We start from the raw sequence: 26,106 nt of genomic DNA, 5'->3' as shown, positions 1-26,106 counted from the left end.
ACCGTGTGGAGCGCTTGATCCTACGCGGTTATGCCAGCCAATCCAGCGTCAGGATCAACCGGCGCTCGTCCGCCTTGAGGGCGGGCGAGCGATGAATCAGGCCGTGCGCTTCATTGCCATGCCATTTGGTGCCTTTGAGGAGGGCCACTTCGCCACACTGGACCTGTTCGATGCGTTCGCCGGGCTCGGCCTCCGGCTGGCCGAGTGTGCGCCGGTCCATCACACCCTCGCGCAACCATTGGCTGCCGACACCGGCGTAGGTGGTGATCAGGCGCACCGGCACATGATCCACGTGAAAGCGCGGGCACATGGCCTTGTCCAGCAGCCGCAGGCGCACGCCGATACGCTTGGCGCCGAGCAGGCAGGCGAACGCGCTGACCAGCCATGACACATCGGCGATAAAGCCTTCATAGCCTTCCAGATCGCAGCAGCTGGACGCCAAACCCTGCAAGTTCGGCATCGCATTTTCATCGCTGAGTTCGATGACCATGGCATCGGCCAGCGGCTCATCGAGCGCCACCAGCAATGCGCCGAACTCGGCAATATGCAGCGGCAGTTGGCGCTGCCACAGCGCCAGGTTCACGCCGTCTTCGAGGATGTCGGATAACGCCAGCGGCGTTTCTCCGCGCGTCTGGCGCACCACGGGACGCAGTTGGAGGGTCGGCGCGAGCATCAGGCGGCCTCTTCATACCAAGGGCCAAACGGATCGGCCAACAAGCGCCACGCTTCGACGCCCAGGGCCATTTCTTCGTCGGTGAGCAAACAGGCATCCAGCTCGGTACGCATCTGTGCGAAATCGATGTTCTGCCCGATAAACACCAGTTCCTGACGGCAATCGCCGGTGCTCAGCTGCCAGTTGTCCATGATCGCCGCAACGCTTTCTTCGTCCTGGGGCCATTGGCTTTTCGGCACGAAGCGCCACCAGCGTCCGGCAAACCCGTGACGCATCAAGCCGCCGGCCTGGGACCAACTGCCCGCATCCTGATGCTTGCTGGCCAACCAGAAAAAGCCCTTGGAGCGCAGCAGTTTGCCGTTGACCCAGGGACGGTCGATAAAGTCGAAAAAGCGTTGCGGATGAAACGGGCGACGCGCGCGGTAGGCGGTGGACGCGATGCCGTACTCCTGGGTTTCCGGCACATGCTCGCCGCGCAACTCCTGCAGCCAGCCTGGGGCCTGGGCCGCGCGCTCGAAATCGAAGCGGCCGGTGTTGAGGATCTTGTTCAGCGGCACGTCGCCCATGACCATCGGGATGATCTCGGCCTGGGCGTTCAGGCGTTCGAGGATGGCCATCAGCTCTTCGCGTTCGTGGCTGCTGATCAGGTCGATCTTGCTGATCAGGATGACGTCGGCGAATTCGATCTGTTCGATCAACAGGTCGGTGATGGAGCGCTCGTCCTCTTCACCGAGGGTTTCGCCGCGTGAGGCCAGGCTTTCCGCCGCCTGGTAATCGAGCAGGAAGTTCATGCCGTCGACCACGGTGACCATGGTGTCCAGCCGCGCGATATCGGCCAGGCTCTGGTCGTTTTCATCGCGAAAGGTGAAGGTTTCGGCTACCGGCAGCGGTTCAGAAATGCCGGTGGACTCGATCAGCAGGTAATCGAACCGGCCCTCTTTGGCCAGCTTGGTGACTTCTTCGAGCAGGTCCTCACGCAGGGTGCAGCAGATGCAGCCGTTGCTCATCTCCACCAGCTTTTCTTCGGAACGGTTGAGGGTGACGTCGCGCTGCACCTCGCTGCCGTCGATGTTGATTTCGCTCATGTCGTTGACGATCACCGCCACCCGCAGATTTTCGCGGTTGCGCAGGACATGGTTGAGCAGCGTGCTTTTACCGGCGCCGAGAAAGCCGGACAACACGGTCACGGGGAGACGATTGGGCATCAGGTTTTCCTCATCAGGGTTGGCCGGTCAAACAGCCCGTTTATGGCGTTCGCGCAGCTCTTCACGTTCTTTGGCTTCGATACACAGGGTGGCGGTGGGACGCAGCAGCAAGCGTTGCAGGCCTATGGGTTCGCCGGTTTCCCGACACCAGCCGTATTCGCCGCGTGCCAGCAAATCGAGGGCGTCGTCGATCTTGTCCAGCAGCTTCTTTTCCCGCTCAAGCAGACGCAGTTGCCATTGGCGCTGTTCTTCGGCACTGCCCACATCGGCAGGGTCGCTATTGGTTTCCTGCTCGCGCAGCACCATGAATTCGGCTTCGATGCGCGCTTGCAATGCCTCGCGTTGGGCTATCAACAACGAACGGAAAAAGCCTTGCTGGGCTTCATTCATGTAGTCGTCAGGCGATTGGGCCAGGAGTTCTTGTTCAGTCATGAGCAGCGGTTCACGGGTGGGGCTGGTTTTTAATGTTATAGTATAACAACACAAATAAGCCAATCCCCTTGTCTGCGGCGACGAAGGGCGCAATGCTTGCGCACCGGCCTCCAATCCCGAGAAACCTCATGAAATACCTGGTGTGCGCCCTGTTATTGGCAACGGCGGGACCGGCCTGCGCACAGGTCCCAACCCTGCTGGCCAACTGCACGCGCAGCGCCACCCTGCTGGCCTGCGTCGATCCGCTGGGCAATGCCTACAGCGTGGCCACGGTGGGCAGCACCACGTATTTGCGGGGGTTCGAAGTGATCGGCAAACGTTATTGGGCGCAGACCAACAGCCGTTACGGGCAACTTACGTTCTTTACCGGGCTGGCCTCGGATGGCGAGGCGTGGGTGGGCTACACGCGGCGTGTGGGCTGGACGACGATCAACCGGTTCTCCAGTTCAGGGGGAGCCAGCGCCAAATTCACCTGCAGCCGCATAACCGGCTGCTAGACCTGGCCGTTCTTCTGTTCCTGGGCCCACGCCATGTAGCTGTTCATGGGCGGGTTCTTCTGGAAGTATTTTTTCAGGCCCTCGAACAACCCATCCGCCACTGCCTGTTGATGACGCGCCGTGACCAGCCGCGCGCTGTCCCGTGCATTGGAGATGAAGCCGGTTTCCACCAGAATCGACGGCACATCCGGTGACTTGAGCACCGCAAAACCGGCCTGTTCCACGCGCTTCTGATGCAGGCTGGTAATGCCCTCCAGGCTACCCAGGATGGAGTGACCCAGTTGCAGGCTGGACGCGATGGTGGCGTTCATCGACATGTCGAGAATCACCCCGGCCAGCATCGGATCCTTGTCCTTGAGGTTCAGCAGGCTGCTGGCGCCCAGCAGGTCGGCACCGTTTTCCCGCTGCGCCATGAAGCGCGCGGTGGCAGACGTGGCGCCGCCTTCGGACAAGGCATACACCGAGGCGCCCGACGCGGTGATACGCGGCGCCGCATCCGCATGCACCGAGATAAACATGTCGGCATTGTGCTTGTGTGCGATCTCCACGCGCTTGCGCAGGGGCACGAAGAAGTCGTCGTTGCGCACCAGCTTCACGTCAAAACCCTTCTCGCGTTTCAAGCGTTTGGCCAGCAGTTGGGCAATCGACAGCACAACGTCTTTTTCGCGTTGGCCCTTGGAGCCCACGGCGCCGGGGTCCTTGCCGCCATGGCCAGGGTCGACCACCACGATGATGTCGCGCCGGGGATGGGCTTTATCGATGGGTGCCACCAGCGGCGCGGGTTCGGCGGCGATCTGCCGCGGTGCCTGGGTGATGCTGCTGAGGTCCAGCACCAGGCGATGACCCTGGCCGTCCTGGGGCGGCAACAGAAAGCTGTTGAGCTGCATCGGTGAGGCCAGGTCCAACACGATCCGCGTGTCGTTGGTGCCGAAATGCCCCGAGCGAATCGAGGTAATCCCACTGTTCTTGAGCATCAATTGCGAAAAGTCACCACTGAGGCCTGCACCGCTCAAGTCGATGATCACGCGTTCCGGGGCGCTCAGGGAAAAGGTCTTGTATTGCACCGGCCCGCTGAGGTCGAACACCAGCCGCAGTTTGTCTTCCGAGCGCCACAAGCGGGCATTGCGAATCTGCGTAGCGTGGGCCGAGAACGGCAAGGTAAACAACGGGCTAACCAGGAGCAGGTTGAGGAGCTGACGTCTGTGCATGACCTATACCGCAAATAAAGGAGCGTCCCTGCTCGACATGACTGAGCAAAACCTGGAGCAGAAAATTAATCGTCGACTTTGTCGTTATACTATAACATGTCTAAATATTTCCAACGACGGACCTGCTCATGAACGCGCTGACTCTGCCGGATATTGCCGCGCAGGCTTCACGCCAGGCCATGCCACTGGACTGGGTAGGCATGTGCGGCATTGCCCTGCCCATCCTGCTCGACGGCCAACGTCTGCCTGCGACCGCCGACGCCGGCGTGAGCCTGGATGACGGCGCCGCCCGTGGCATTCACATGTCACGCCTGTACCTGGCCCTGGAGCTGCTCGACCAGCAACCCCTCACGCCTGCACTTCTGCGCAATGTACTGCAGCGCTTTCTCGACAGTCATGAAGATTTATCTAAGAACGCCTACCTGCGCATCCATACCGATTTGCTGCTTAAACGCCCTGCCCTGGTCAGCCCTCTGGCAGGCTGGAAAAGCTATCCGGTGAGCATCGAAGCACGTCTGGAAAATCAGATGTTCCACGTGGAACTAAAAATTGACGTGAGTTACTCCTCAACCTGCCCTTGCTCCGCTGCCCTCGCCAGGCAGTTGATTCAAGGGCAGTTTCTTGATGACTTCGGTGACAAGCCGCTGCAGCACGAAGCCGTAATGACCTGGCTCGGCAGCGCCAATGGCATCGTTGCCACGCCCCACAGCCAACGCAGCAGTGCACAACTTCATGTCGAACTGCAAGGCGAGCACCTGCCATTGGTGGACCTGATCAACGGCGCCGAATCCGCCCTTGGCACCGCCGTACAAACCGCCGTAAAGCGTGCAGACGAACAAGCCTTCGCCCTGGCCAACGGGCAGAACCTGATGTTCTGCGAAGACGCCGCCCGCCGCCTGAACCTCGCCTTGAAACGCTCGGACGCCGTCAAAGCCTTCCACCTCAAAGTGATCCACGCCGAAAGCCTGCACGCGCACGATGCCGTGGCCGAAAGCCGCTGGACGAGAAACCCTGCATGATCACCTGCACGGCCCTACGCTGGGGCGCCCCCGGCCAACCGCTCACACCCGCCATCGATTTCACCCTGGAAAAAGGCAGCCTCACCGGCGTCATAGGCCCCAATGGCTGCGGCAAGAGCAGCCTGCTCAAAGTCATCGCCGGCTTGCAGAAACCGCTGGCCGGGAAAGTCGTCGTGGAAGTGACACGTCGTGGCGGCCTGGCGTTTTTGCCCCAGCAGCAACAACTCGACCGCCAGTTCCCGATCAACCTGCAGGAACTGGTCGCCGCCGGTTTCTGGGGCGCGCGGCTTTCTGCTGCACAGCGCAGCGAACGCCTGCAAGCGGTGCTCGAAGACTGGTGCCTCAGCGGCCTGGAGCTGCGCCCGTTGATGGCGTTGTCCGGCGGTCAATTGCAACGCGCCCTGCTCGCCCGCATGAGCCTGGCCGACTCGCCCGTGCTGCTGCTCGACGAACCCCACGCCGCGCTCGACGAAGAAGGCCAGGCGCTGTGCTGGAATCACATTCATGCCTGGCATGCCGAAGGCCGTACGGTGGTGGTGGTTTGCCATGACCTGGCCTCGGTGCGTCATCACACTCAGCAGGTGCTGCAGATCAAAAGCAGCGGCTGCGTGTTCGGCTCGAGCAAAGAGCTGATCCGCGCGCAACCTCAGATGCAGGTGGCTTGATGCATTTTGCCGCTCACCTGTGGATGCCGTTTCTCGACTTTGTGTTCATGCGTCGCGCGCTCATCGGCGGCCTGGTACTGGCCTGCAGCACGGCGCCGCTGGGAGTGTTCCTGATCCTGCGGCGCATGAGCCTGATCGGTGATGCCGTCGCCCACGGCATCCTGCCCGGCGCGGCGCTGGGCTTCTGGTTCGCCGGCCTGAGCCTGCCCGCACTGACCATCGGCGGCCTCGGCGCCGGCCTGAGCATGGCCGGGCTGTCGGCGTGGATCACCCGCCGCACCGGCCTGCGCGAAGACGCCAGCCTGGCCGCTATCTACCCCATCTCCCTCGCCGCCGGCGTGCTGATCCTCGGCATCGCCGGCAAACGCCTGGACCTGCTGCACCTGCTGTTCGGCTCGGCCCTGGCGGTGGACGAAACCACCCTTACCGGCATGCTCTGGGTCTCCAGCTTCAGCCTGCTCGCGATGGCACTGATCTACAAACCGCTGCTGCTGGACACACTGGATCCTCTGTTCCTGCAAACCGTCAGCCGCCTCGGACCACTGGCCCACGGCTTATTCCTGACCCTGGTGGTGTTGAACCTGGTGATCGGTTTCCAGGCCATCGGCGCGTTGATGGTGGTGGGCCTGATGATGCTGCCGGCCATCGCCTCACGCTTCTGGAGCCGGCGCCTGCCGGTGTTGATCGCAATATCGGCGGTGCTGGGATGCCTGTCGGTATGGCTTGGCTTGTTGCTGTCGTTCTACTACTCACTGCCCAGCGGCCCGGCCATCGTGCTGGTGGCGGGCGGCGGGTATCTGTTGTCCGTGGTCTTTGGTCCGGTGCACGGCCTGCTGCGCCGCCCGCCCTTGCTTACATCCCAATGAGGTGTTTCCCGATGCGCGCTCTACTCGTGCTGTTCAGCCTGCTGCTGCCGCTGTCGATGGCCCATGCCGCCGACAAACTCCAGGTGGTCACCAGCTTCAGTATTCTCGATGACATCACCCACCAGATCGGTGGCGACCACATCCAGATCAGCAACATGGTCGGCCCCGACGCCGACGCTCACACCTACGAACCCACGCCGGACGACGCCAAGGCGCTGCTCAAGGCCAAATTGATCATCAAGAACGGCCTGGGCTTCGAGCCGTGGCTGGACCGCCTGATCACCAGCACCGAAACCAAGGCCACGGTGGTCACCGCCAGCAAAGGTGTGATCTCCCACACCATGGACGAGGACGGCGAAACCATTCCCGACCCGCACGCCTGGCACAACCTGGCCAACGCCGAAATCTACGTGAACAACATCACCAAGGCGCTGATCGCCGCCGACCCGGCCAACCAGGCCGACTACCAGCGCAACAGCCAGGCCTACCTGAAGGAAATCTACCGCCTGTTGGCTGAAGCCAAGACCAAGTTCGGCGCACTGCCAGCGGGTAACCGTCGCATCGTCACCTCCCATGACGCCTTTGGCTACCTGGGCCAGGCCTATGGCATTCAGTTCCTTGCGCCCCAGGGCTTGTCCACCGAGCGTGAACCCTCCGCCGCCGAAGTGGCTGCGCTGATCACGCAGATCCGCAAAGACAAGGTCAAGGCCGTGTTCATGGAAAACATCAAGGACTCGCGCCTGCTCAAGCAGATCGCCGACGAAAGCGGCGCGCAGATCGGCGGCACGCTGTACTCCGACGCCCTGGCCGCCAAAGGTCCGGCCAGCACTTTCACCGGGTTGTTCGAATACAACCTCAATACGCTTTGCGCAGCGTTGAGCACACCATGATCCGTAAAAATCCCTCAGGCGACCTGCCGGTCATTGCCGAATCGGCCTACGTCGACAAGACCGCAATCATCTGCGGCAAAGTCATCATCGGCGAGAACGTGTTCGTCGGCCCCTACGCCGTGATCCGCGCCGACGAAGTCGACGCCAGCGGCGCCATGGACCCGATTACCATTGGCGCCAACTCCAACATCCAGGACGGCGTGGTCATCCACTCCAAATCCGGTGCGGCGGTGACCATCGGCGAGTTCACGTCCATCGCGCACCGCTCCATCGTCCACGGCCCCTGCACGGTCGGCGACCGCGTGTTCATCGGCTTCAACAGCGTGCTGTTCAATTGCGTCGTCGGCGACGGCTGCGTGGTGCGCCACAACTCGGTGGTCGACGGTCGCGATTTGCCCGATGCGTTCTACGTGCCCTCCACCACCCGTATTGGGCCGAACACCGACCTGTCGCAATTCCCGCCGGTGAGTGTCAGCGCTTCGGAGTTTTCCGAAGACGTGGCCCGCACCAATGTCGACCTGGTGCGAGGTTATAAAGCCCTGCAAAACGAGTTCTGAACCATGACCCGCCTGTTGATCCGCAACGCCCGCCTGGTGAACGAAGGCCAGGCATTCGACGCCGATGTGTTGGTCGCCAATGGCCGCATCGAAAAAATCGCCGGCAGCATCACGGACTATAACGCGCCCCTGGCGATTGACGCCCGGGGCCAGTGGCTGCTGCCGGGCATGATTGATGATCAGGTGCACTTTCGTGAACCTGGTGCGCCGGAAAAAGGCAGTTTCTACAGCGAATCACGGGCGGCGGTGGCCGGTGGCATCACCAGTTTCATGGACATGCCCAATACCCGCCCGGCCACGCTGACCCTCGAAGCCCTGGCCGACAAGAAGCGCCGCGCCGGCCTGCATTCGGTGGCCAACTATGGCTTTCATTTTGGCGTCAGCAACGACAACCTCGACACCGTGGCGGCTCTGGACCCGCGCGAAGTGGCCGGGGTCAAGGTGTTCATGGGCGCGTCCACCGGCAATATGCTGGTGGACGACCCACGCATACTCGAGCGCCTGTTCGCCGAAGTACCGACCATTCTACTGGCCCACTGCGAACACACCCCCAGCATCCTGATCAACGAACAGCGTCTGCACGCGCGGTTCGGTGACCAGATTCCCGCCGTCGCCCACCCGCTGATTCGCGACGCAGAGGCTTGTTATCGCTCATCGTCACTGGCAGTGGAACTGGCCCAGCGCCACGGCACGCGCCTGCACGTCCTGCACATCACCAGCGCCCGCGAACTGGCACTGTTTGAAGACAAACCCCTGGCCGATAAACGCATCACCGCCGAAGTGTGCGTGCATCATCTGCTGTTCGATGACCGTGACTATGCACGGCTGGGCCATCAGATCAAATGCAACCCAGCGATCAAGACCCGTGCCGACCGCGACGCGCTGCGCCAGGCCTTGCTGAGTGATCGGCTGGATGTGATCGGCACCGACCACGCGCCCCACACCTGGGCGCAAAAACAGATGAGCTATCGCGAATCGCCGTCGGGCTTGCCGCTGGTGCAGCATGCGCTGCCCGCGTTGATGGAGTTGGTAGCCGACGGCCTGCTGCCCATTACCACACTGGTGGCGAAGACCAGCCATCGGGTGGCCGACCTGTTCGCTATCCCGGATCGCGGCTACCTGCGTGAGGGGTACTGGGCCGACCTGGTGCTGATCAAACCCGAACCAGAAGGCAAGCCGGTGAGTGACGAGCCGATCCTGGCACGCTGCGGCTGGACGCCGTTCGTCGAACGCCGCTTTCGCCACAGCGTCAGCACCACCCTGGTCTCCGGTCACCTGGCGTGGCACAACGGCCAGGTAGTCGAGAGCTGCCAGGGTTTACCGCTGCATTTCCTGAGATAGGCGCAGGCAGGTCATGCGCGAGGTTTGACGGTGCCGCAGTCATTGCCCAGCCACTGGGCGTGGCTGTCCAGGCTGCCTTTTTGCTGGATGCCGGTGGCATTGAAAGTGCCGTTGACCGTGGTAGTGAAGGCCTTCTGGCTCTGGAAGGTCGCCACGCCAGTGCCTTGGGCTTTCGGGCAGCTGAAACGGAATTTCCACTGGTTGCCGGTCTTCTCGGTGATTTGCTGCTTGCAACCCGATTGCGGGTCGGTCAGCGGGATGGAGTCGGTTGCCACCTGGGCGGGGGTGAGGCACACCTGCACGCCTTTACCGGCCATGGTAATGCCCTGCTTTTCGAGCATGGCGCGCTGTTCGGGGGTCATCTGCTGCTTGAGCTGACCCAGAATCAGCGACAGGTCCGGCAGGTCCTGGTTATCGACCTTCATATTGCTGGTGGTCAATTCCCACAAGCCCGGCGCCAGCATCTGCGCCTGTGCCGCCACCGGCAGCGCCAAACCAACAACCATGGACAAACACAGCAGACGAGCCTTCATCGGGTAACTCCTGGGTAATTGTGGGCGTTAGACGCCGCGGACGTGCCAGTGTTGCACGGCAAATAAAATAGCGACATTCGTGGCTGAACATGGTCTTTTACGCACTGCACTGGATCGTCTGGAGTATCGCCGTTCATGGATTTTTTTGGCCCGCACCTGCTCGCCTACTTCATCGCCACGCTGCATTTTTTCGGGACACTCGCCGCGATCCACGCGGTGCTGACAGTGCGCACCGCCCAAGGCTCTATCGCGTGGGCGCTGTCGCTGATGTTCATGCCATACCTCACGCTGATCCCCTACCTGATCTTCGGCCGCAGCACGTTCGATGCGTACATCCAGGCACGTCGCCAGGCCAACCAGGAAATGCACACCGCCATCAACGCGCTGAACTGGCGCCCGTGGGTCGAGGAAGCCTTGGCCGCGCGCAATTCCGCCGCTTACACCTCCCTGCGTGCCATGCCCAAGCTGGGACGCATGCCGTGCCTGGCCAACAACCAAGTGCGCCTGCTGATCAATGGCGAAGACACCTTCAGCGCGATTTTCGACGCCATTCGCGGCGCACAATCGGCCGTGCTGTTCCAGTTCTTCATCATTCATGACGACGCGCTGGGCCGCCAGCTGCACGCCCTGCTCAAGGCGAAGGCCGCCGAAGGGGTCGATATCCACGTACTCTACGACCGCATCGGCAGCCACGCCCTGCCCCATCGCTACGTGCAATCGCTGCGTGACGCCGGGGTCAAGGTCAAGGCATTCGCCACGCGCAGCGGCTGGCTCAATCGCTTCCAGGTCAACTTCCGCAATCACCGCAAAATCGTGGTCGTGGATGGAATTACCGGGTTTGTCGGCGGCCATAACGTGGGCGATGAATACCTCGGCAAAAAGCCGCCGCTGGCGCCCTGGCGCGATACCCACGTGCAAGTCACCGGCCCGGTGGTGGCGTGCCTGCAGGAGTCATTCGCCGAAGACTGGTTCTGGGCCGCGCGGGAGTTGCCGCCGCTGATCCTGCCGGACACCTACCCCGAAGACGGCGTGCTTTGCCAACTGCTCGCCAGCGGTCCGGCCGACCCGTATGAAACCTGCTCGCTGTTCTTCGTTGAAGCCATCCACGCAGCCACCGAGCGGGTGTGGATCACCACCCCGTATTTCATCCCCGACGAAGCCGTGTTCGCCGCCCTGCGCCTGGCGGTGCTGCGCGGCGTCGATGTGCGCGTCCTGCTGCCGTCGCGCCCGGACCATCGTATCGTGTATGCCGCGTCCAGCCTGTACGCCATCGAAGCGGTGCGCGCCGGCGTGCGCGTGTTCCGCTACACGCCCGGCTTTCTGCACCAGAAAGTGGTGCTGGTGGACGGCGAGATCAGCGCTATCGGCAGCGCGAACATGGACAACCGTTCGTTCCGTCTGAATTTCGAGGTGATGTTGCTGACGGTTGACGAGGCCTTCGCCAGGCAAGTGGAACAGATGCTGCTGGAAGATTTCGCCCTGGCCCACGAGATGAGCCTGGCAGAAAGCCGCGAGACCCGGCGCCTGCAGCAACTGGGCATGCGGATCGCGCGGCTTATTTCACCGATTCTCTAACCGCCAACACAACGTCCTGTGGGAGAGGCCTGAAATGTCAGGTAACCACACCCTGTGGCGAGCGGGCTTGCCACGATAAGCACGCTAGTCACAGAGGCGGTTTAGAATCAGGCCGTATCCCTCGATAAGGAAGGCAGACCATGCAAGGCAACGCTGTCACGATCCCTGTGGAACTGGGCGCGCCCACTTACAAAATCGATTTGCTCTACGCCGTGCTCTACGAGGCCAAACCGTTCACGGACGCCGTGCTGCTTCTATACGATAACGGCGTGTACAAAATACTCTCCCCTGGCGAGAACCATTACGGTGTCTACGTCACCAAGGGCCACGTGGACGGCGGCACCTGGGAGATGACGTTCATCTCGCTGCCCCATGCAGACTGGTACGACAACGTCGCGCTGCACACGCTCACCTTCGACAAACCGGCGATGACGTTCGGGCAGCAAGCCTATCTGCCTTCAGACCCGAACATTCCCAAGCAGCACGGCACCTTCCAGATGCACCCGAATGACATCGTCGACCCACGCGACATCGCGTGGGACGACCTGCCTCACCCGCGGTAAATATCATCGCGCGTCCACGGCAGTTCATGGCTGCCGTCCGCATGGGGCTTGAGCGCAAGAATCTGATGCAGATTGATCCAGCCCCGTGCAAACGCGTACGCGCATCCGGCCAGGTACAGCCGCCAGATGCGCAGCGCCTGCTCCGGCACGACCCGCGCTGCCGTTTCCAGGTTGTCTTCCAGCCGTTCGCTCCAGTGGTCCAGGGTGCGCGCGTAGTGCAGGCGCAGGCTTTCGACGTCGACCACTTCCAGCCCCGCGTCACTGATCTCGGCGGTCATCATTGCCAGGTGCGGCAGCTCGCCGTTGGGGAACACATAACGCCCGATAAACTCACCGGCGCCCCGCCCCACCGGGCGGCCGTCGGTGTGCTTGGCAGTGATGCCATGGTTCATCACCAGGCCACCTTCACGCACCGCGCCAAACAGCGTCTTGCAGTATTGCGTGAGGTTGGCATGGCCGACGTGCTCGAACATGCCCACGCTCACCACCTTGTCGAAACGCCCATCCTGGGGCAGGTCACGGTAATCGAGCAGTTGCAGGTCGACCTGGCCTTCCAGCCCCTCGGCTTTCACCCGCTCGCGCGCCAGGGCCAACTGCGCCTTGCTCAGGGTGATACCGAACACGTTCACCCCGAATTCGCGCGCCGCATACCGCGCCAGGCCACCCCAGCCGCAGCCCACGTCCAGCAGGTATTCGCCAGGCTGCAGGCGTAACTTGCGGCACAGGTGGCGAAATTTGTCCTGCTGGGCCTGGTCGATGGACTCGCTGCCAGTTTCGAAATAGCCGCAGGAATACGCCATGTCCTGGTCCAGCCATAGCTGGTAGAACTCATTGGAGAGATCGTAATGGTAGGAAATGGCCGCCGCGTCGGTAGCCTTGTCGTGGGTCAAGCGCACCGGACGAGTGCCCTCGTCATCGTCGATCAAGGCGTGACTCAGTTCGTCACACACCCGAATGACTTCGGTGATCGAGCCCTCCAGCTCGACTTTGCCCTCGACGAAGGCTTCGCCCAGCGAGTCGAGGGTGGGATGGGTCAGCTGTGTGACGACGGTGGGGTCCTTCACCACGATGGTCACACTGGGCTCGGGGCCCAGGTTGAATTCATGGCCATCCCAGAGTCGCAGACGCAGCGGTAGCTGAAGATTCTGTAAGGCCGGTGGAAGTTGCGCGAGCATGAGTAGTCCCCCTTGTTCAGAAGTCCGAATTGAGGGTAGACCATCCGCAGACAACTTAGGAGGCTATCTATTGGATAGCGGGCTACTGCGGTGCTCGGCGTTCGAGCATTCCGTCCTGTACCCACTGTTTCAACCATGTAACCGCTTGCAGTGGCGCGCCCTCTGCATAAGTGACTGCCAACTCAGTGCACAGTTCTGAAAAATTCCAGCCGGCCCCGACCATACCCGCCAGCGCGCAGGCCTCGGAGGGCTCAAGGCTGCGGTAACGGCACACCTGATCGTGACGCCACACCAGGCAAATATGCGCCCGGCTCAACGCCTGACTCTCGGCAAGACCAGAAGCGTCCCTGGCGGCGCGCCAGATCGCCACCGAATTGAAGCGACACAGTATCTGCTGCACCGTAGGCGCCAGGGTCACCTGCAAATCCGGCCAGTCTTGCGGCCGCAGTTGCGCCATGTCATCAAGCGTGAGCGGCTCACCGGCAGGCGCATCGAACGCCAGGGTAAAGGCCCATTCCAGACGCGCCAGTTCCGCCAGCGGCGCACTCTGCTCGGCCACCAAATGCTCAAGGATAAACGCCGGAAACCGCTCCCCGAGCCAGCGCAGGCTGTAGTGATCGGAGGGATAGCGACGCACGTAGGCCTGCGTCAGCGCCGCAAACTCATCGTCGCCCAGCCAATACCGGAGGGCGCTGAAGTCGTGGCGCAGCACATCCTGCAATCGTGACAGGTAGGCGTTGTGATAAATCGCCAGGCCCGTGTGCACATCCAGCGTTGGCCCGCCCAGCAACGTGGCGGCAAAGTGGCTGTCCACCAGCGGCGTTGGCGCTGTCAGGTGCGCTTCAAAGGCCAATTGCCAGTCGATCAGGCGCATAGCGGCCTCCTGGCCAGCGCGTTGGCACCCAGTTCACGGGCTTTGCTCAGCTCGGCGAGTAACTCGGGCAACGGTGGAAAATGATCATCGCGCTCCAGCAGGGTCGAGACCGGCCCCAGGTGCTCCAGGGTCTGTTGATACAGCGCCCACACCGGATCGCACACCGGATGATCGTGGGTATCGACCACGTAGTCGCCGTAGTCCATATGCCCCGCCAGGTGCAGTTGGCGGATGCTGTCGGGGGCCAGGTTACGAATAAAAGTCCAGGCGTCAAAGCCATGGTTGCGCGAACTCACATACACGTTGTTCACATCGAGCAGTAACTGGCAGCCGGTGAGCTCGGTCAGGGCGTTGAGGAATTGCCACTCGGTCAACGTGTCGGCCCTGGCGCGCACGTAACTGGAGACGTTTTCCAGCACCAGCGGGCGTTGCAGTATGTCCTGCACCTGGCGGACGCGACCGGCCACGTGGTCCAGGCTTTCTTCGGTGTAGGGCAGCGGCAGGAGGTCGTGCAACTGGTGCGCACTGCCGCGACTCCAGCACAGGTGATCGGAAATCCAGGCCGGCCGGATCCGTTCGGCGAGTCGCTGGAGGTGCTTGAGGTAATCCCCATCCAATGCATGGGGCCCGCCGATGGACAGCGACACACCGTGCATCACCAGGGGATAGCGCTCGGCAATCGCATCCAGGTAGTAGAGGGCCTTGCCACCCTGCACCAGATAATTCTCGGAGATCACTTCGAACCAATCCACGGGCGGCGATTGTTCCAGGATCTGCTGGTAGTACTCATTGCGCAGGCCCAGGCCGTAACCGAGGCTCACAGGGGAACTGGACATGGAACGCTCCTGGGCAAAGCGGCCGCAGCGATGGGGCACCGCTACGGCTGCACTTCAATTACTTGCCGACCTTACCTTTAGCCGCGTCGCATTCAGCCTGGGTGAGGAGCTTGAAACCGTGCCCTTTGCATACACCCTGGCCCTTGCAGGCGTTCTCGGCGGTCTTGCAGTCGTTCAGGCCCTTGCAGGAGGTCACGCCGTAGCATTGCACAGTGGCGTCGTCGGCTTGTACCTGGGTGGTGACGCCGGCAAACAGGCTGGCGGCGGCCAGCGCGAGGGCGGCACCGGCCGCGGTGGATTTAATGCTCATAGTTGTATTCCTCATGATCAGTGGTGAAGGTCGGAACCGATTGCTCAGTCTCGACACACCACTTGAGTGAGGCGTCCTGTCGGCGTTACAGCGACAAACAGAAAAAGCCCGACATTATTCGTCGAGCTTGGACAGCGGTTCCTGAAAACGCAGCAAGCGCCCGGCATTGCCCAGCACCAGCAAGGTGCTGAGGTTATGCAGCACTGCCGCAATCATGGCGCCCGCAGCGCCCAGCCAGCCAAACGCGGCAAACACCACAATGGCGAGGGTCCACCCCAGACCGATGATCACGTTGACCTGCAGCGTACGCCGGCACTGGCGACTGAGCCGCACGCAGGTGCCGAGGCGACGCAGGTCGCTGCCGATCAGCACCACATCCGCCGAGGCCAGGGCGATATCCGCGCCACCCGCGCCCATCGCCACGCCGACCACACCCGCCTTGAGCGCCAGCGAGTCGTTGATGCCGTCGCCCACCACCATCGGCCTGAAGCCGCTGCCGATTTCGCCCAGCACACGGTTGAGCTTGTCTTCCGGCAAGGCCTGGGCTTGCACATCGCTGATGCCCACCTGCGCCGCGAGGCTGTCGGCCACGCTCTGGCGGTCGCCGGTGAGCAGCAATTGCCGGCCCAGGCCCAGCTCGCGCAGTTCCTGCAGGGCCTGGTGCGCTTCCGGCTTGACGCTGTCGGCCAGCAGCAGCCAGGCCAGGAATCGTCCGTTCAGCGCCAGCCCGGCAATCGGGCCGTCGTGACGTGGAACTGCCGTGGTCATGATGCCCAACTGCTCGAACAATTCCGGGCGCCCCAGCGCCGCTTCGCCCTCCCCGGTCTGCGCTACCACGCCGAGGCCCTGACGCTCGCGAATATCGCTCAGCGCCGGCAGCTGCGTGCCCAGCCCCGCCAACGCACGGCTGACCGGGTGACTGCTGGCCGAACCGAGACTGGCCGCCAGGTTGAGTACCGCCGCGCGGTCCGTGGAGGCGCCTTCGATGGACTGCAACCGCAGGGTGCCGAAGGTCAGCGTGCCGGTCTTGTCGACCACCAATGAGGTGAGATCGGCCAATTCTTCCAGAAACGCTGAGCTGCGAATCAGAATGCCATGGCGCGCCGCCACCGCAATGCCGGCAATCGCCGTGGCCGGCGCCGACAGCACCAGGGCGCACGGGCACGCCGCTACCAGCACGGCGAGCATCGCCTGGGCGTCGTTGGTCACAAACCAGGTCACTGCCGCCAGCAACAACACCAGCACCATATAACTGCCGGCATAACGCTCCAGCAACCGGGTGATCGGCGGCTTGGCGCGCTCGGCGTTCTGCATCAGGGCGATGACTTTGCCCAGGGTCGACTCATCGCCGGTGCGCGTGACCTCCAGGCGCAGCAGGCCGTCGAGGTTGATCGCGCCGCCGAACACCTGCACCCCGACCGACGCCTCCAGAGGCACCGACTCGCCGGTGATCGGCGCCGTGTCCAGGCTCGCCTGGCCCGACAACACCACGCCATCGGCGGGCACGCGGTCGCCGGCGCGCACTTCGACGATATCGCCGGTATTGAGCGCGCCGTTATCCACTTCCACGATGCTGCCATCGGCCTGCACCCGGCGCGCCTGGCTGCGGGTGAGCTTGCCCAGGGCATGAATCGCCTCTTGGGAGCCGATCACGCTGCGCTCTTCCAGCACATGTCCGAAAATCATGATGATCGGCAGCAGCGCGGCAGTCAGCAGATCGCCCGTGGCCCAAGCGCCGAGCATGGCCAGGGCAATCAATTGGTCGGTGATGCCGTGTAGGCTGGGGAAGCGCAGGCTGTACCAGGCCGAACGCATCACCGGCACGGCCACCAGCAGCGAGGCCACGCCCAGCAGCAATTGGCTGACACCGTTCTGGTCGGGGGCCAGCCAGCGCCAGACCAGGCCCAATACCAGCAAGCCCAGGGACAGCATCGCCAGGGTCAATTGTCGGGCGGCGCTGCGCTGCTCGGCGGATGTTAGCATGGAATCGCTCATCGTTCGGCGCCCTGAATGATCAAACGGGAGTCGTCCTTGGGGTCGACCGTGGTCACAGAGCCGGCTTGGCCGAGGATCTTCGGCAAGCGTTCGCGGTACAGGCGCAGCAGCAGTCCAGGGTCTTTGACCTGGGCGAGGCTTGCGACAGTGGCCGTTTGCGCCTGGGCGCTGGCCAGTCGTTCGCTGGCCTGGGCATGGGCCACCTGCACCACGCGGTCGGCCTGCTGGTTGGCGGCCTGGGTCAGTTTCTCCGCTTCGGTGCGCGCATTGGCCACGGCCTTGTCGGCTTGCTGACTGGCGGTGAGCACGGCATTGAAGGCGTTGACCGCCGGGCCCGGCAGACTGGACTGCACATCGACACGGGTCACTTCGATGCCCAGGCCCAGGCCGCTGGCGGCCAACTCGGCCAGGCGCTTGTTGATGCCTTGCACCAGGTCGCCGCGCAGCCGTTCGCGGCGTTCGGCGGCGCCGTTATCGCTGCCGATCAGTTCCGGGCGCGCCACCAGGATGGTGTCCAAGTCTCGCGCGGCGGTCAGGGCCACGGCGCTGCGCGTCACCAGCCGATCCAGCGCGGGCAGCACATGATCGCCCTGCAACACGAATGCATAGGGTTCGCTGACCTTGTAGAACACTCGTACATCCAGCTGCACCACGCCGGCATCGCCGGTCAGCAGATAGCCGGAACCGGCCAGGGCGTCACTCAGTGGCGTGGCGAAGCTGGCCACGCGGTCGGCCTGCAGCGCCGCATCCGAGCGCAGCAGGTTGTCCACCCGGCGCTCGATCACGCGGTCGGCCGCCGGCAACAACACCACTTGCTCGAAAGGTTGCGGCCACGCCAGCAGCAGACCAGCGTTCTGAATGCGGTCCAGGGCGCCGAAGTGCAGCACCACGGCGCGGTTCTGCGGGTCGATCTGGCGCACATTGGAAAATGCCCAGGCCAATGCCGCCAACACGGTCACCGCGTACAGCGCGAGGAAGGTCAGGCGCCCGGCCTGGATCCACGGACCGTCCGGGCCGTCACGCTCGATCATGGCTGGACGTCCCGGGGCCCATCGACCAGCGCGCGAAAAGGCGCCGCGTCGGTGCGCAGGATGATTTTGGTGCCCGGCGTCACCACCGTGCCCAGGGTATCCAGCGAGCGCAACAGGTTGTACAGCTGGGGATTGCCGGCGTAGGCGCGGCCGTAGATCTGCGCAGCTTCGACCCGCGATTGCGCTTCGATGTCAGCGGCTTTCACCGTGGCATCGGCCTGCATGATGCGCGCGTCGCGCTCGGCCGCCGAGCGAATCTGCGCAGCCTCGCGCTTGCCCACCGCAGTGCGCTCGGTGGCGATGGTTTCGCGCTCGGCACGCATGCGGTCGACGGTGGCGGTGAGGGTCACCGAGGGCAACGTCAGCCGCTCGATGCCGACTTGCGCCACGCGCACGCCATAGGTGGTGAGCAATTGTTGATCGATCTGCTGGCGCAACTGCGCCTCGAATTCGGCGATGCGCACCTGACCGGCGTCGGTATTGATCAGACTGGACAGGTCAAAACTGGCCGCTGTGGTTTCCAGCGCCGAACCGACGAAGGTGCGAATCTGCCGCGCCGCTTCATCGGGCTGGTTCTGCACCGCGCGCATGAAACGCTGCACGTTGTCGGCATCGCCCTGCACCTGCCAGGCCACGTAGGCCTGCACGATGATGCGCAGGCCATCGCGGGTGCCCACATCCTGCAGGCCGCTGGAGGTAGTGCGCAAGCGCAGGTCCACCGGAATCGCCGCCTCGAACGGCGCCGGCCAGCGCCAGCCCAGGCCGGGTTCGAGCAGCACCCGCGACGGATTGCCGAAACGGGTAATCACCGTGGCTTCACCGGAGCGCACCTGCACCAGGCTCGCCGCTGCCACGGCAAACAGCACCAGCAGCGCGGCCCAGGCCATGCGCCGCCACGGGAACGGGCCCGCCGCCTGCTCATCGCCATGATGATGATGGTGGTGATGGCCGTGATGATGATCGTGAGAATGAGCGCCCAACAGACAGACTCCTTATTGAACGGCTTTACGCGGCGCCACTGGATCGGCCGGCAAGGTAAAAGAACGCAGATCAATCGTCGGTGCGCTGTCGGCGCCCAGGCGGTGATCCAGAATCAGCAGGTTGGCGTGGGCCAGGCCCAGGCTGAATTGGCCCAGGTACTGCTCCAGCACGAACGCCCGGCCAGCGCTGGCGTAGGCTTTTTGTTCGGCGTCAAAGCGCAGGTGTGCGGCCTGGGCGCCGGCATTCACTTCGCGGGCGCTGGCCACGGCCTGATCATGGGCGATGCTGGCTTGCAGCAAGGCCTGATTGGTTTGCTCGCTGGCGGCGCCGCGCTCGCGGGCAATCAGGGCCTGGGCACCGATCTGCGCGGCCTGCACGCCGTGATAGGCATTGGCTGCACCGGCCGGCGGGTGGATGGCTTCCACCACCGTGGCCAGAATCTCCACGCCGCTGTCGAGCTTGTGCAGGTCGGCCTGCACGCTGCGGCCGATCTCGTCGGCCAGGCGCGTGCGTTGTTCGCCAAGCAATTCGTCGAGGGTGCGCGAGGCGAAGTCGTGCACCAGGATGCGGCTGGCGGTGCTGCGGATCAGGGTCGGTACGTCGGCGCTGTTGTAGGTGGCGGCCAGCGCGGCCTGATCGCCAAGGCCGATGCGGTAGACGAAACGCACGTCCATGTTGACGATCTGGAAACCCTGTTTGTCGCCGCTGCTGCTGGCGATGACCTGGGATTTGTCATTCACATGGCTGGCGTCCCACAGGCGGTTGGCTATCGTGGGCGGTGGGCCTTCAGCCGCAGCGGGCTCGAGTGTTGCGCTCTGGCTGACGCTGGTGGCCAGCTCATGCACCACGCCGTTTTCCACATTGATGACACGGCCCAACGGCCAGGGCAGCCCGGTATGCAGACCCGGGCCGAACACCTGCACCGGCTTGCCGAAGCGCTCATAAATCCCACGGCCTTGCAGGGGCACTTCATGCACGCCGGTCAGCGCCCAGCCTACGGCCAACACCACCAGCAGCACCGGCAGAAACGCCCGGCGTATGTAGGTAAAGGCCCAGATCTGCCGCAGGTCGATGCCATAGCGGTTGTGCAGTTCGTGCTGCAAGGCGAGCAAGGGCTGGGGCGGCCAGCGCAGCAGGTCGGCGATGAAACTCTGCGCCATCAGGCGGGGTTCGAGGCGCGGCTGGCGCGGGCTGAACAGCGACAGCACGCCTCTTATCAAAAACTCCAGTGCCACCAGCGCGGCCAACACGCCCATCAGCACAGCCAGGCGCAACGGCCACACCGACTCGGCGTTGGCGAACAGCAGGCAGATCGAGCTCACCAGCAAACAACCGATGGCCACACGGCACAACTGTGCCAGGGATGAGGCTTCAGGCCATTGCGCGGCGCTTTCCTGGGCCAGGCGACGTTCGAACACCAGCAAGCCAAACGCCAAGGCCAGCCCCAGCGCAGCGCCGATGCTGGCTGACTGGCCGATAGCTGCCGCAGGCAGGGTCAGGTTCCAGAACTCGACGATGCTGATCAGCGCCAACAACGCCCAACCGCACAGCCACAGGACCGGTGTGCCGATCTGGGCGATAAAGCGCTCCATCAGGCGCGCGTACCGGCCCGTCTCTTCAACCGGCACGTCAACCGGCGGTGCTTCCAGCGCCTGGGCGCGCCAGTCGGCCACCCACCACGCCGACTGCAAGCCGGCTACCAGCAGCAGCAAGGCCGAGGCGCAATTGATCAACACCACCGGCCAGATCGACAGGGGCGCAAACAATGCGACAAACAACGCCAACACCCAACCACTGACACCCAGGGCGGTGAGGCTGATACCGGCCTGCCTCAATCGACGGGCATGGAACAACCCTTGTTGAAAACGCGGCAGGCTTTCAGCCCGCGCGCCGTCAACGTCCAGATCCACTTGCATCCACTCAACGCCCGATAGCACACAGTTCGTTACGATATAACACAGGGCGTGAAATTTTTGTTCGCTAAACACCGACAATCACTATGGGAGGGGGCTTGAGATTGCACTAAACCCCTATAAACAGGCGACATCACTGGTAGGGGCTACAAATAATCGGCACACTCCAGCACAGCTTTTCAAGGGCTCACGGACAAGGAAGCGTCATCTCCCATGATTTCGATCTATCAGCTCAAGCCACGCTTTCAGAACCTGCTGCGCCCATTAGTGCAGCGCCTCTACGACAATGGCACCACCGCCAACCAGATCACCGTGCTGGCCGGAGTGGTTTCTCTGCTGGTAGGCCTGCTGATCGCCGGGTTCGCCCAACACCTGTGGCTGTTTGCGCTGATCCCGCTGTGGATGATCGTGCGCATGGCCCTCAACGCCATCGACGGCATGCTCGCCCGCGAATTCGGCCAGCAATCGCGCCTGGGTGCCTACCTCAATGAACTGTGTGACGTGATCGCCGACAGCGCGCTGATCCTGCCGTTTGCACTGATCCCCGAGGTGAGCCTGGCGCCGGTGTTGCTGGTGACCCTGCTCGCGGTGTTCAGCGAATACGCAGGGGTGCTGGGGCCGATGATCGGCGCCTCGCGGCGCTATGACGGGCCGATGGGCAAAAGCGATCGCGCCTTCGTCCTCGGCGTGCTGGCCACCGGCGTGGCACTGGGCTGGCTCGGCGCTGCCGGGGTGAGCGCGGTGATGTGGCTGGTCGCCGCCCTGCTCGCCTATACCCTGGTCAACCGGGTACGCCAGGGCCTCAAGGAACACTCCGCCACTTCACCGATTGCATAAGGGTTTTTGCGATGCGCGAACAGCAGGCACAGACATTCCGTACCCATGATGGCGTCGAGCTTTTCTATCGGCACTGGCCGGCCACCGCTGCAACGGATGGCGAGCCGCGCAAGGCGATCCTGCTGTTCCATCGCGGCCATGAACATTCCGGGCGTATCGCCCATTTGGTGGATGAACTGGACCTGCCCGGTTTCGACTTCTTCGCCTGGGACGCCCGTGGCCACGGCCAGTCGCCTGGCCCGCGCGGTGACAGCCCGAGCTTCGCCACCAGCGTCCGCGACGTGCAGACCTTTTGCGAGCATATCGAAGCCACGTTTGGCATCGAGGCGCAGAACCTTGCGGTGATTGCCCAAAGCGTCGGCGCGGTGATTGCGGCCACCTGGGTGCATGATTACGCCCCCGACATCCGCGCCCTGGTGCTGGCCTCCCCGGCGTTCAAGGTCAAGCTGTACGTGCCCTTCGCCCGCCCGGGCCTGGCCTTGATGCGCCGGTTTCGCGGCAACTTTTTCGTCAACAGTTACGTCAAGGCCCGGTTTCTCAGCCATGACCCCGAGCGCGTGGCGTCCTACGACAGCGACCCGCTGATCACCAAGGCCATTTCGGTGAACGTGCTGCTGGGACTGTACGAAGCGGCCGACCGCGTGGTCGCCGATGCCCAGGCAATCCAGGTGCCGACCCAACTGCTGGTCTCCGGCTCCGACTTCGTGGTGCACCGCAAGCCCCAGCAGCAGTTCTTCGACCGCCTGGGCAGCCTGAAAAAAGAGCTGCATATACTCCCCGGCTTCTTTCACGACACACTCGGCGAGCGTGATCGCGCGGTTGCAGTGAACAGCGCCAGGCGGTTTATCCTGCACAACTTCAGCCACCCGCTGGGCCGCGCCTCACTGCTGGGCGCCGACAAGCTGGGCGCCACCTGCGCCGAATCCGAATCCCTGGCCGCGCCGCTGCCGCGCAATTCCCTGCGCGACCTCTATTGGCGCATGACCCGCGCCAGCATGGGCCTGGGCCAACGCCTGTCAGCCGGAGTGAAGCTGGGCTTCGACACCGGTTTCGACTCCGGCAGCACGCTGGACTATGTCTACCGCAACATGCCCACGGGCAAGGGCGGACTGGGACGGATGATCGACACCAACTACCTCAACTCCATCGGCTGGCGCGGCATTCGCCAGCGCAAAGTAAACGTCGAGGAATTACTGCGCCTGGCCATGGCCAGCTTGCGCAATGAGCAGCGCGAAGTGCGCATCGTCGACATCGCCGCCGGCCATGGCCGGTACATTCTCGAAGCCTTGCAGGGCGTGTCGCCGCTGCCGGAATCGATCCTGCTGCGCGACTACAGCGACATCAACGTGCGCGACGGTGGCACGCTGATCCGCGAGAAAGGCCTGGGGGATATCGCGCAGTTCGTCAAAGGCGATGCGTTCGACCGGGCCGACCTGGCAGCGCTTGCGCCCAAACCCACGCTGGCGGTGGTGTCCGGGCTGTATGAATTGTTCGCCGACAACGGCATGGTAAGTGGTTCGCTGGCCGGCCTGGCCGAGGCGGTGGAACCCGGTGGTTACCTGGTGTACACCGGCCAACCGTGGCACCCGCAACTGGAACTGATCGCTCGCGCGCTCACCAGCCATCGCCAGGGCCAGGCCTGGGTGATGCGCCGTCGCAGCCAGGCGGAGATGGATCAACTGGTGGCAGCGGCCGGCTTCCGCAAAATCACCCAGCGTGTGGATGAATGGGGCATTTTCACCGTGTCCCTGGCGCAGAAGCGCTGAACATGCGCGAACCCGGTTTATTCAGGCCCGCGCTGTTATGGCTGCTGCTGTTGGCACCGTTGTTCTTCAGCACTTACGGCTTCGCCACCTGGGTCACCGCCCAGCGCAGCGACGTGGGCACGCTGGTGTTCGGCTGGGAAAGCCATATACCGTTCTGGGCCTGGACCATCGTGCCCTATTGGTCCATCGACCTGCTTTACGGGTTCTCGCTGCTGCTGCCCAACACTCGCCATGAACTCAAGCAACACGCGCTGCGCCTGCTGACTGCGCAGGTGATCGCCGTGAGCTGCTTTCTGATCTGGCCACTGCGGTTTACCTTCGAAAGGCCCGCGCTGGATGGCGTGTTCGGCTGGCTGTTCGCGGTACTGGCCGGGTTCGACAAACCGTTCAACCAGGCGCCCTCCCTGCACATCGCGCTGCTGGTAATTCTGTGGCTCATGTTCCAGCGTCACACCCAGGGCCTATGGCGTTGGCTGGTACATGGCTGGTTCGGGTTGATCGGTCTGTCGGTGCTGACCACTTATCAACATCACTTTATCGACTTACCCACAGGCGTCCTCGCAGGATGGCTGTGTGTATGGCTGTGGCCTGTGGAACATCCGAGTCCCCTGCTGAATGGGCGACTGGCGCGCGATCCCGCGCGTTGGTGGTTGGGTGTGCGTTATGCCGTGGGGGCGCTGGTGCTGTTCAGCCTGGCGCTCGTGTTGGGCGGCTGGTGGCTGTGGCTGGCGTGGCCGGCGTTGTCGCTGGCATTGGTCGCGTTGAATTACGGCGTGCTTGGGGCGCAGGGTTTTCAGAAGCGCGCGGATGGCCGGTTAACTCCCGCCGCACGCTGGCTGTATGCGCCGTATCTGGCCGGTGCGTGGACCAATTCACGGCTGTGGACGCGCAGGCATCCACAGGCTGATCTGATTGTGGATAACGTTTGGCTGGGGCGAATTCCCACGTCCGCTGAGCAAGCTTCGTTCAGTGCAGTTGTTGATCTGTGTGCGGAGTTGCCGATTAATCCACAGGGGCGCGCTTATCAATGCCTCCCCGTATTGGACCTGATCGCCCCCACACCCGCCGAGTGCCGGCGCGCCGCCGAAGCCATCGAACGCTTGCGCGCCAGCGGCCCCTTGCTGGTGTGTTGTGCGCTGGGCTATTCGCGCAGCGCTACCGCCGTCGCCGCCTGGCTGCTGCACAGCGGGCGCGCCGCCACGGTAGATCAGGCGCTGGCTATTATTCGTAAAGCACGGGCCGATGTGGTCCTGCACCCCGCTCACCGACACGCTTTGGAGGGTTTGCCCCTTGCCCGCTGATATAGAACTGCAGGTCGTCGCCAGTCTGCTGCGACGTGGTCGCTCACTTGATCAGTTATCCACAGGCCTGACGCTGCTCGGCGTTCTGTTTGGTCTGGCACAGGTGCTGATGGCGAGCATCTCGCCGATCTGCCTGCTGCTCAGCCTGTGGATGGTTATCTTCGGATTGCTGCAAAAATACTGGGCACTGCGTGTGGCCTTCGACGCCGACTTGTTCGCCCTGCTGGCGCGGGATACCGGGCGCACGGCCGACCTCGACCAGGCCTTGCAAGCCCTTGGCCTGCAATCGGCGAAGCGCGCCGGACGGCCCTGGATCGAGCGCCGCCGAGGCGCGCTCAAACTGCTGCGCAAACAAGCCTGGCTGTTGGGCGCGCAAGCGCTGCTGACCCTGGGCGTCATCCTCGCCAGCCCCTGGCTACCTTTCGCCGGATAAGGAATTGCCATGTTCGAACCCGTGGTCGCCACGCTGATTACATCGATGGCCCGCACCGTCACTGGCGCCCGCAGCCTGTGGCTGGGTTGCGCGCCCGTGCCGGTGCAGCGCATCTACTTCGCCAACCACAGCAGCCACGGCGACTTTGTGCTGCTGTGGGCCTCGCTGCCGCAAAACCTGCGCAAATTCACGCGCCCGGTGGCTGGCAGCGATTACTGGAGCAAAAGTGCGCTGCGCCGCTACATCATCAACCGCGTGTTCAACGGTGTGCTGATCGACCGCGAGCGCAAGGACCCTGTGGATAATCCTTTGGCGCCGATGCTCGCGGCGCTGCAAGGTGGCGACTCGCTGATTATCTTTCCGGAAGGTACGCGCAATCTTGAGGACGGCCTGCTGCCCTTCAAGAGCGGCCTGTATCACCTGGCGAAAAGTTACCCACAGGCCGAATTGATTCCGGTGTGGATCGCCAACCTCAATCGGGTCATGCCCAAGGGCCGCGTACTGCCGCTGCCCCTGCTGTGCACTACCAGCTTCGGCGCCCCGCTGCAGCTGGAAGACGGCGAAGACAAGGCGCTGTTTCTTGCGCGTACCCGCGACGCCCTGCTCGCCCTTGCCCCGGAGCATGTCTGA

General features: G+C 63.3%; 27 protein-coding genes. 14 read left to right on the top strand and 13 right to left on the bottom strand.

The features are described 5' to 3' along the window. Positions 1 to 28: 28 nt before the first annotated feature. Genes TU75_RS11520 through dksA form a run of 3 tightly spaced genes read right to left on the bottom strand, consistent with a single transcriptional unit; the run spans position 29 to position 2,310 of the window. Positions 29 to 673 (bottom strand): DUF1826 domain-containing protein, encoded by a 645-nt coding sequence (locus TU75_RS11520; protein WP_060549002.1) that lies wholly within the window; start codon positions 671 to 673, stop codon positions 29 to 31. After that, positions 673 to 1,878 carry a zinc metallochaperone GTPase ZigA gene (zigA, locus tag TU75_RS11515; protein ID WP_060549001.1) on the bottom strand — a complete coding sequence of 402 codons (1,206 nt, stop codon included), beginning with the start codon at positions 1,876 to 1,878 and terminating at the stop codon, positions 673 to 675. Before zigA ends, TU75_RS11520 begins: the two co-directional genes overlap by 1 nt. Positions 1,879 to 1,905: 27 nt before the next feature. Then, positions 1,906 to 2,310, bottom strand: coding sequence for an RNA polymerase-binding protein DksA (gene dksA / locus TU75_RS11510; protein ID WP_060549000.1), 405 nt, complete (start codon positions 2,308 to 2,310; stop codon positions 1,906 to 1,908). 128 nt (positions 2,311 to 2,438) lie between these two features. On the opposite strand from dksA, the gene TU75_RS11505 reads away from it, so the two are divergent. After that, entirely contained in the window at positions 2,439 to 2,807 is a 369-nt protein-coding gene (locus tag TU75_RS11505; RefSeq protein WP_003231785.1) for a hypothetical protein, read from the top strand. Here TU75_RS11505 and TU75_RS11500 read toward each other — a convergent pair. Further along, complete coding sequence (locus TU75_RS11500) at positions 2,804 to 4,015, bottom strand: N-acetylmuramoyl-L-alanine amidase (protein WP_060548999.1); 1,212 nt, start codon at positions 4,013 to 4,015, stop codon at positions 2,804 to 2,806. The two genes, TU75_RS11505 and TU75_RS11500, sit on opposite strands and share 4 nt — an antisense overlap. Before the next feature lie 128 nt (positions 4,016 to 4,143). On the opposite strand from TU75_RS11500, the gene folE2 reads away from it, so the two are divergent. Genes folE2 through TU75_RS11470 form a run of 6 tightly spaced genes read left to right on the top strand, consistent with a single transcriptional unit; the run spans position 4,144 to position 9,353 of the window. Next, positions 4,144 to 5,034 (top strand): GTP cyclohydrolase FolE2, encoded by an 891-nt coding sequence (folE2, locus tag TU75_RS11495; protein ID WP_003231789.1) that lies wholly within the window; start codon positions 4,144 to 4,146, stop codon positions 5,032 to 5,034. After that, positions 5,031 to 5,699, top strand: a complete 669-nt coding sequence (locus TU75_RS11490; RefSeq protein ID WP_060548998.1) for a metal ABC transporter ATP-binding protein — start codon at positions 5,031 to 5,033, stop codon at positions 5,697 to 5,699. The genes folE2 and TU75_RS11490 overlap by 4 nt, the downstream gene beginning before the upstream one ends. Continuing rightward, entirely contained in the window at positions 5,699 to 6,565 is an 867-nt protein-coding gene (locus TU75_RS11485; protein WP_003231793.1) for a metal ABC transporter permease, read from the top strand. The genes TU75_RS11490 and TU75_RS11485 overlap by 1 nt, the downstream gene beginning before the upstream one ends. Positions 6,566 to 6,576: 11 nt before the next feature. Further along, positions 6,577 to 7,455 carry a metal ABC transporter substrate-binding protein gene (locus TU75_RS11480; RefSeq protein ID WP_060548997.1) on the top strand — a complete coding sequence of 293 codons (879 nt, stop codon included), beginning with the start codon at positions 6,577 to 6,579 and terminating at the stop codon, positions 7,453 to 7,455. Next, positions 7,452 to 8,012 (top strand): gamma carbonic anhydrase family protein, encoded by a 561-nt coding sequence (locus TU75_RS11475; protein ID WP_003231797.1) that lies wholly within the window; start codon positions 7,452 to 7,454, stop codon positions 8,010 to 8,012. The genes TU75_RS11480 and TU75_RS11475 overlap by 4 nt, the downstream gene beginning before the upstream one ends. A 3-nt stretch (positions 8,013 to 8,015) precedes the next feature. Further along, entirely contained in the window at positions 8,016 to 9,353 is a 1,338-nt protein-coding gene (locus tag TU75_RS11470) for a dihydroorotase (RefSeq protein ID WP_060548996.1), read from the top strand. Positions 9,354 to 9,364: 11 nt separating this feature from the next. Here TU75_RS11470 and TU75_RS11465 read toward each other — a convergent pair whose 3' ends face one another. Next, positions 9,365 to 9,886 carry a DUF3617 domain-containing protein gene (locus tag TU75_RS11465; RefSeq protein ID WP_015373352.1) on the bottom strand — a complete coding sequence of 174 codons (522 nt, stop codon included), beginning with the start codon at positions 9,884 to 9,886 and terminating at the stop codon, positions 9,365 to 9,367. 135 nt (positions 9,887 to 10,021) lie between these two features. Between TU75_RS11465 and cls the strand changes: the two genes are divergently transcribed. Both cls and TU75_RS11455 read left to right on the top strand, forming a co-directional pair. Beyond that, the gene (gene cls / locus TU75_RS11460; RefSeq protein ID WP_060548995.1) at positions 10,022 to 11,461 is read left to right on the top strand and encodes a cardiolipin synthase; all 1,440 of its coding nucleotides are present in this window, start codon (positions 10,022 to 10,024) and stop codon (positions 11,459 to 11,461) included. Positions 11,462 to 11,601: 140 nt separating this feature from the next. Next, a complete protein-coding gene (locus tag TU75_RS11455) occupies positions 11,602 to 12,024 on the top strand; it encodes a hypothetical protein (RefSeq protein ID WP_003231804.1) in 423 nt (140 codons plus the stop codon). Here TU75_RS11455 and cfaB read toward each other — a convergent pair. The 8 genes from cfaB to hflK (TU75_RS11415) form a co-directional block, all read right to left on the bottom strand. Then, complete coding sequence (cfaB, locus tag TU75_RS11450; protein WP_060548994.1) at positions 12,012 to 13,199, bottom strand: C17 cyclopropane fatty acid synthase CfaB; 1,188 nt, start codon at positions 13,197 to 13,199, stop codon at positions 12,012 to 12,014. The two genes, TU75_RS11455 and cfaB, sit on opposite strands and share 13 nt — an antisense overlap. A gap of 82 nt (positions 13,200 to 13,281) precedes the next feature. Continuing rightward, positions 13,282 to 14,073 carry an HvfC/BufC N-terminal domain-containing protein gene (locus TU75_RS11445; RefSeq protein WP_003231808.1) on the bottom strand — a complete coding sequence of 264 codons (792 nt, stop codon included), beginning with the start codon at positions 14,071 to 14,073 and terminating at the stop codon, positions 13,282 to 13,284. After that, positions 14,064 to 14,909, bottom strand: a complete 846-nt coding sequence (gene bufB / locus TU75_RS11440) for an MNIO family bufferin maturase (RefSeq protein WP_003231810.1) — start codon at positions 14,907 to 14,909, stop codon at positions 14,064 to 14,066. Before bufB ends, TU75_RS11445 begins: the two co-directional genes overlap by 10 nt. A gap of 58 nt (positions 14,910 to 14,967) precedes the next feature. Next, complete coding sequence (gene bufA2 / locus TU75_RS11435; protein WP_003231812.1) at positions 14,968 to 15,219, bottom strand: BufA2 family periplasmic bufferin-type metallophore; 252 nt, start codon at positions 15,217 to 15,219, stop codon at positions 14,968 to 14,970. 114 nt (positions 15,220 to 15,333) lie between these two features. Further along, positions 15,334 to 17,214 carry a cation-translocating P-type ATPase gene (locus TU75_RS11430; RefSeq protein ID WP_060548993.1) on the bottom strand — a complete coding sequence of 627 codons (1,881 nt, stop codon included), beginning with the start codon at positions 17,212 to 17,214 and terminating at the stop codon, positions 15,334 to 15,336. Then, positions 17,211 to 18,245: a protease modulator HflK gene (gene hflK, locus TU75_RS11425; RefSeq protein WP_060548992.1), complete on the bottom strand. Its 1,035-nt coding sequence runs from the start codon at positions 18,243 to 18,245 to the stop codon at positions 17,211 to 17,213. Before hflK (TU75_RS11425) ends, TU75_RS11430 begins: the two co-directional genes overlap by 4 nt. Further along, entirely contained in the window at positions 18,242 to 19,225 is a 984-nt protein-coding gene (gene hflC / locus TU75_RS11420; RefSeq protein ID WP_003231817.1) for a protease modulator HflC, read from the bottom strand. Before hflC ends, hflK (TU75_RS11425) begins: the two co-directional genes overlap by 4 nt. 12 nt (positions 19,226 to 19,237) lie before the next feature. Then, on the bottom strand, positions 19,238 to 21,142 hold the full coding sequence (gene hflK / locus TU75_RS11415; RefSeq protein WP_060548991.1) for a protease modulator HflK: 1,905 nt from the start codon (positions 21,140 to 21,142) through the stop codon (positions 19,238 to 19,240). 210 nt (positions 21,143 to 21,352) lie between these two features. Between hflK (TU75_RS11415) and TU75_RS11410 the strand changes: the two genes are divergently transcribed. From TU75_RS11410 to TU75_RS11390, 5 genes are read left to right on the top strand one after another with little or no spacing between them, the layout of a single operon-like run. Further along, a complete protein-coding gene (locus tag TU75_RS11410; RefSeq protein ID WP_060548990.1) occupies positions 21,353 to 21,976 on the top strand; it encodes a CDP-alcohol phosphatidyltransferase family protein in 624 nt (207 codons plus the stop codon). Positions 21,977 to 21,987: 11 nt separating this feature from the next. Next, entirely contained in the window at positions 21,988 to 23,742 is a 1,755-nt protein-coding gene (locus TU75_RS11405) for a bifunctional alpha/beta hydrolase/class I SAM-dependent methyltransferase (protein ID WP_060548989.1), read from the top strand. A 2-nt stretch (positions 23,743 to 23,744) separates the two neighbouring features. Beyond that, positions 23,745 to 25,043, top strand: a complete 1,299-nt coding sequence (locus TU75_RS11400; RefSeq protein WP_060548988.1) for a phosphatase PAP2/dual specificity phosphatase family protein — start codon at positions 23,745 to 23,747, stop codon at positions 25,041 to 25,043. Next, positions 25,033 to 25,476 carry a hypothetical protein gene (locus tag TU75_RS11395; RefSeq protein ID WP_003231825.1) on the top strand — a complete coding sequence of 148 codons (444 nt, stop codon included), beginning with the start codon at positions 25,033 to 25,035 and terminating at the stop codon, positions 25,474 to 25,476. The genes TU75_RS11400 and TU75_RS11395 overlap by 11 nt, the downstream gene beginning before the upstream one ends. 9 nt (positions 25,477 to 25,485) lie before the next feature. Next, positions 25,486 to 26,106 carry a lysophospholipid acyltransferase family protein gene (locus TU75_RS11390; protein ID WP_003231826.1) on the top strand — a complete coding sequence of 207 codons (621 nt, stop codon included), beginning with the start codon at positions 25,486 to 25,488 and terminating at the stop codon, positions 26,104 to 26,106.

This window comes from Pseudomonas poae, from assembly GCF_001439785.1.
Taxonomy (GTDB): Bacteria; Pseudomonadota; Gammaproteobacteria; order Pseudomonadales; family Pseudomonadaceae; genus Aquipseudomonas; species Aquipseudomonas poae.
This window is presented reverse-complemented; position numbering and strand designations above follow the sequence as displayed.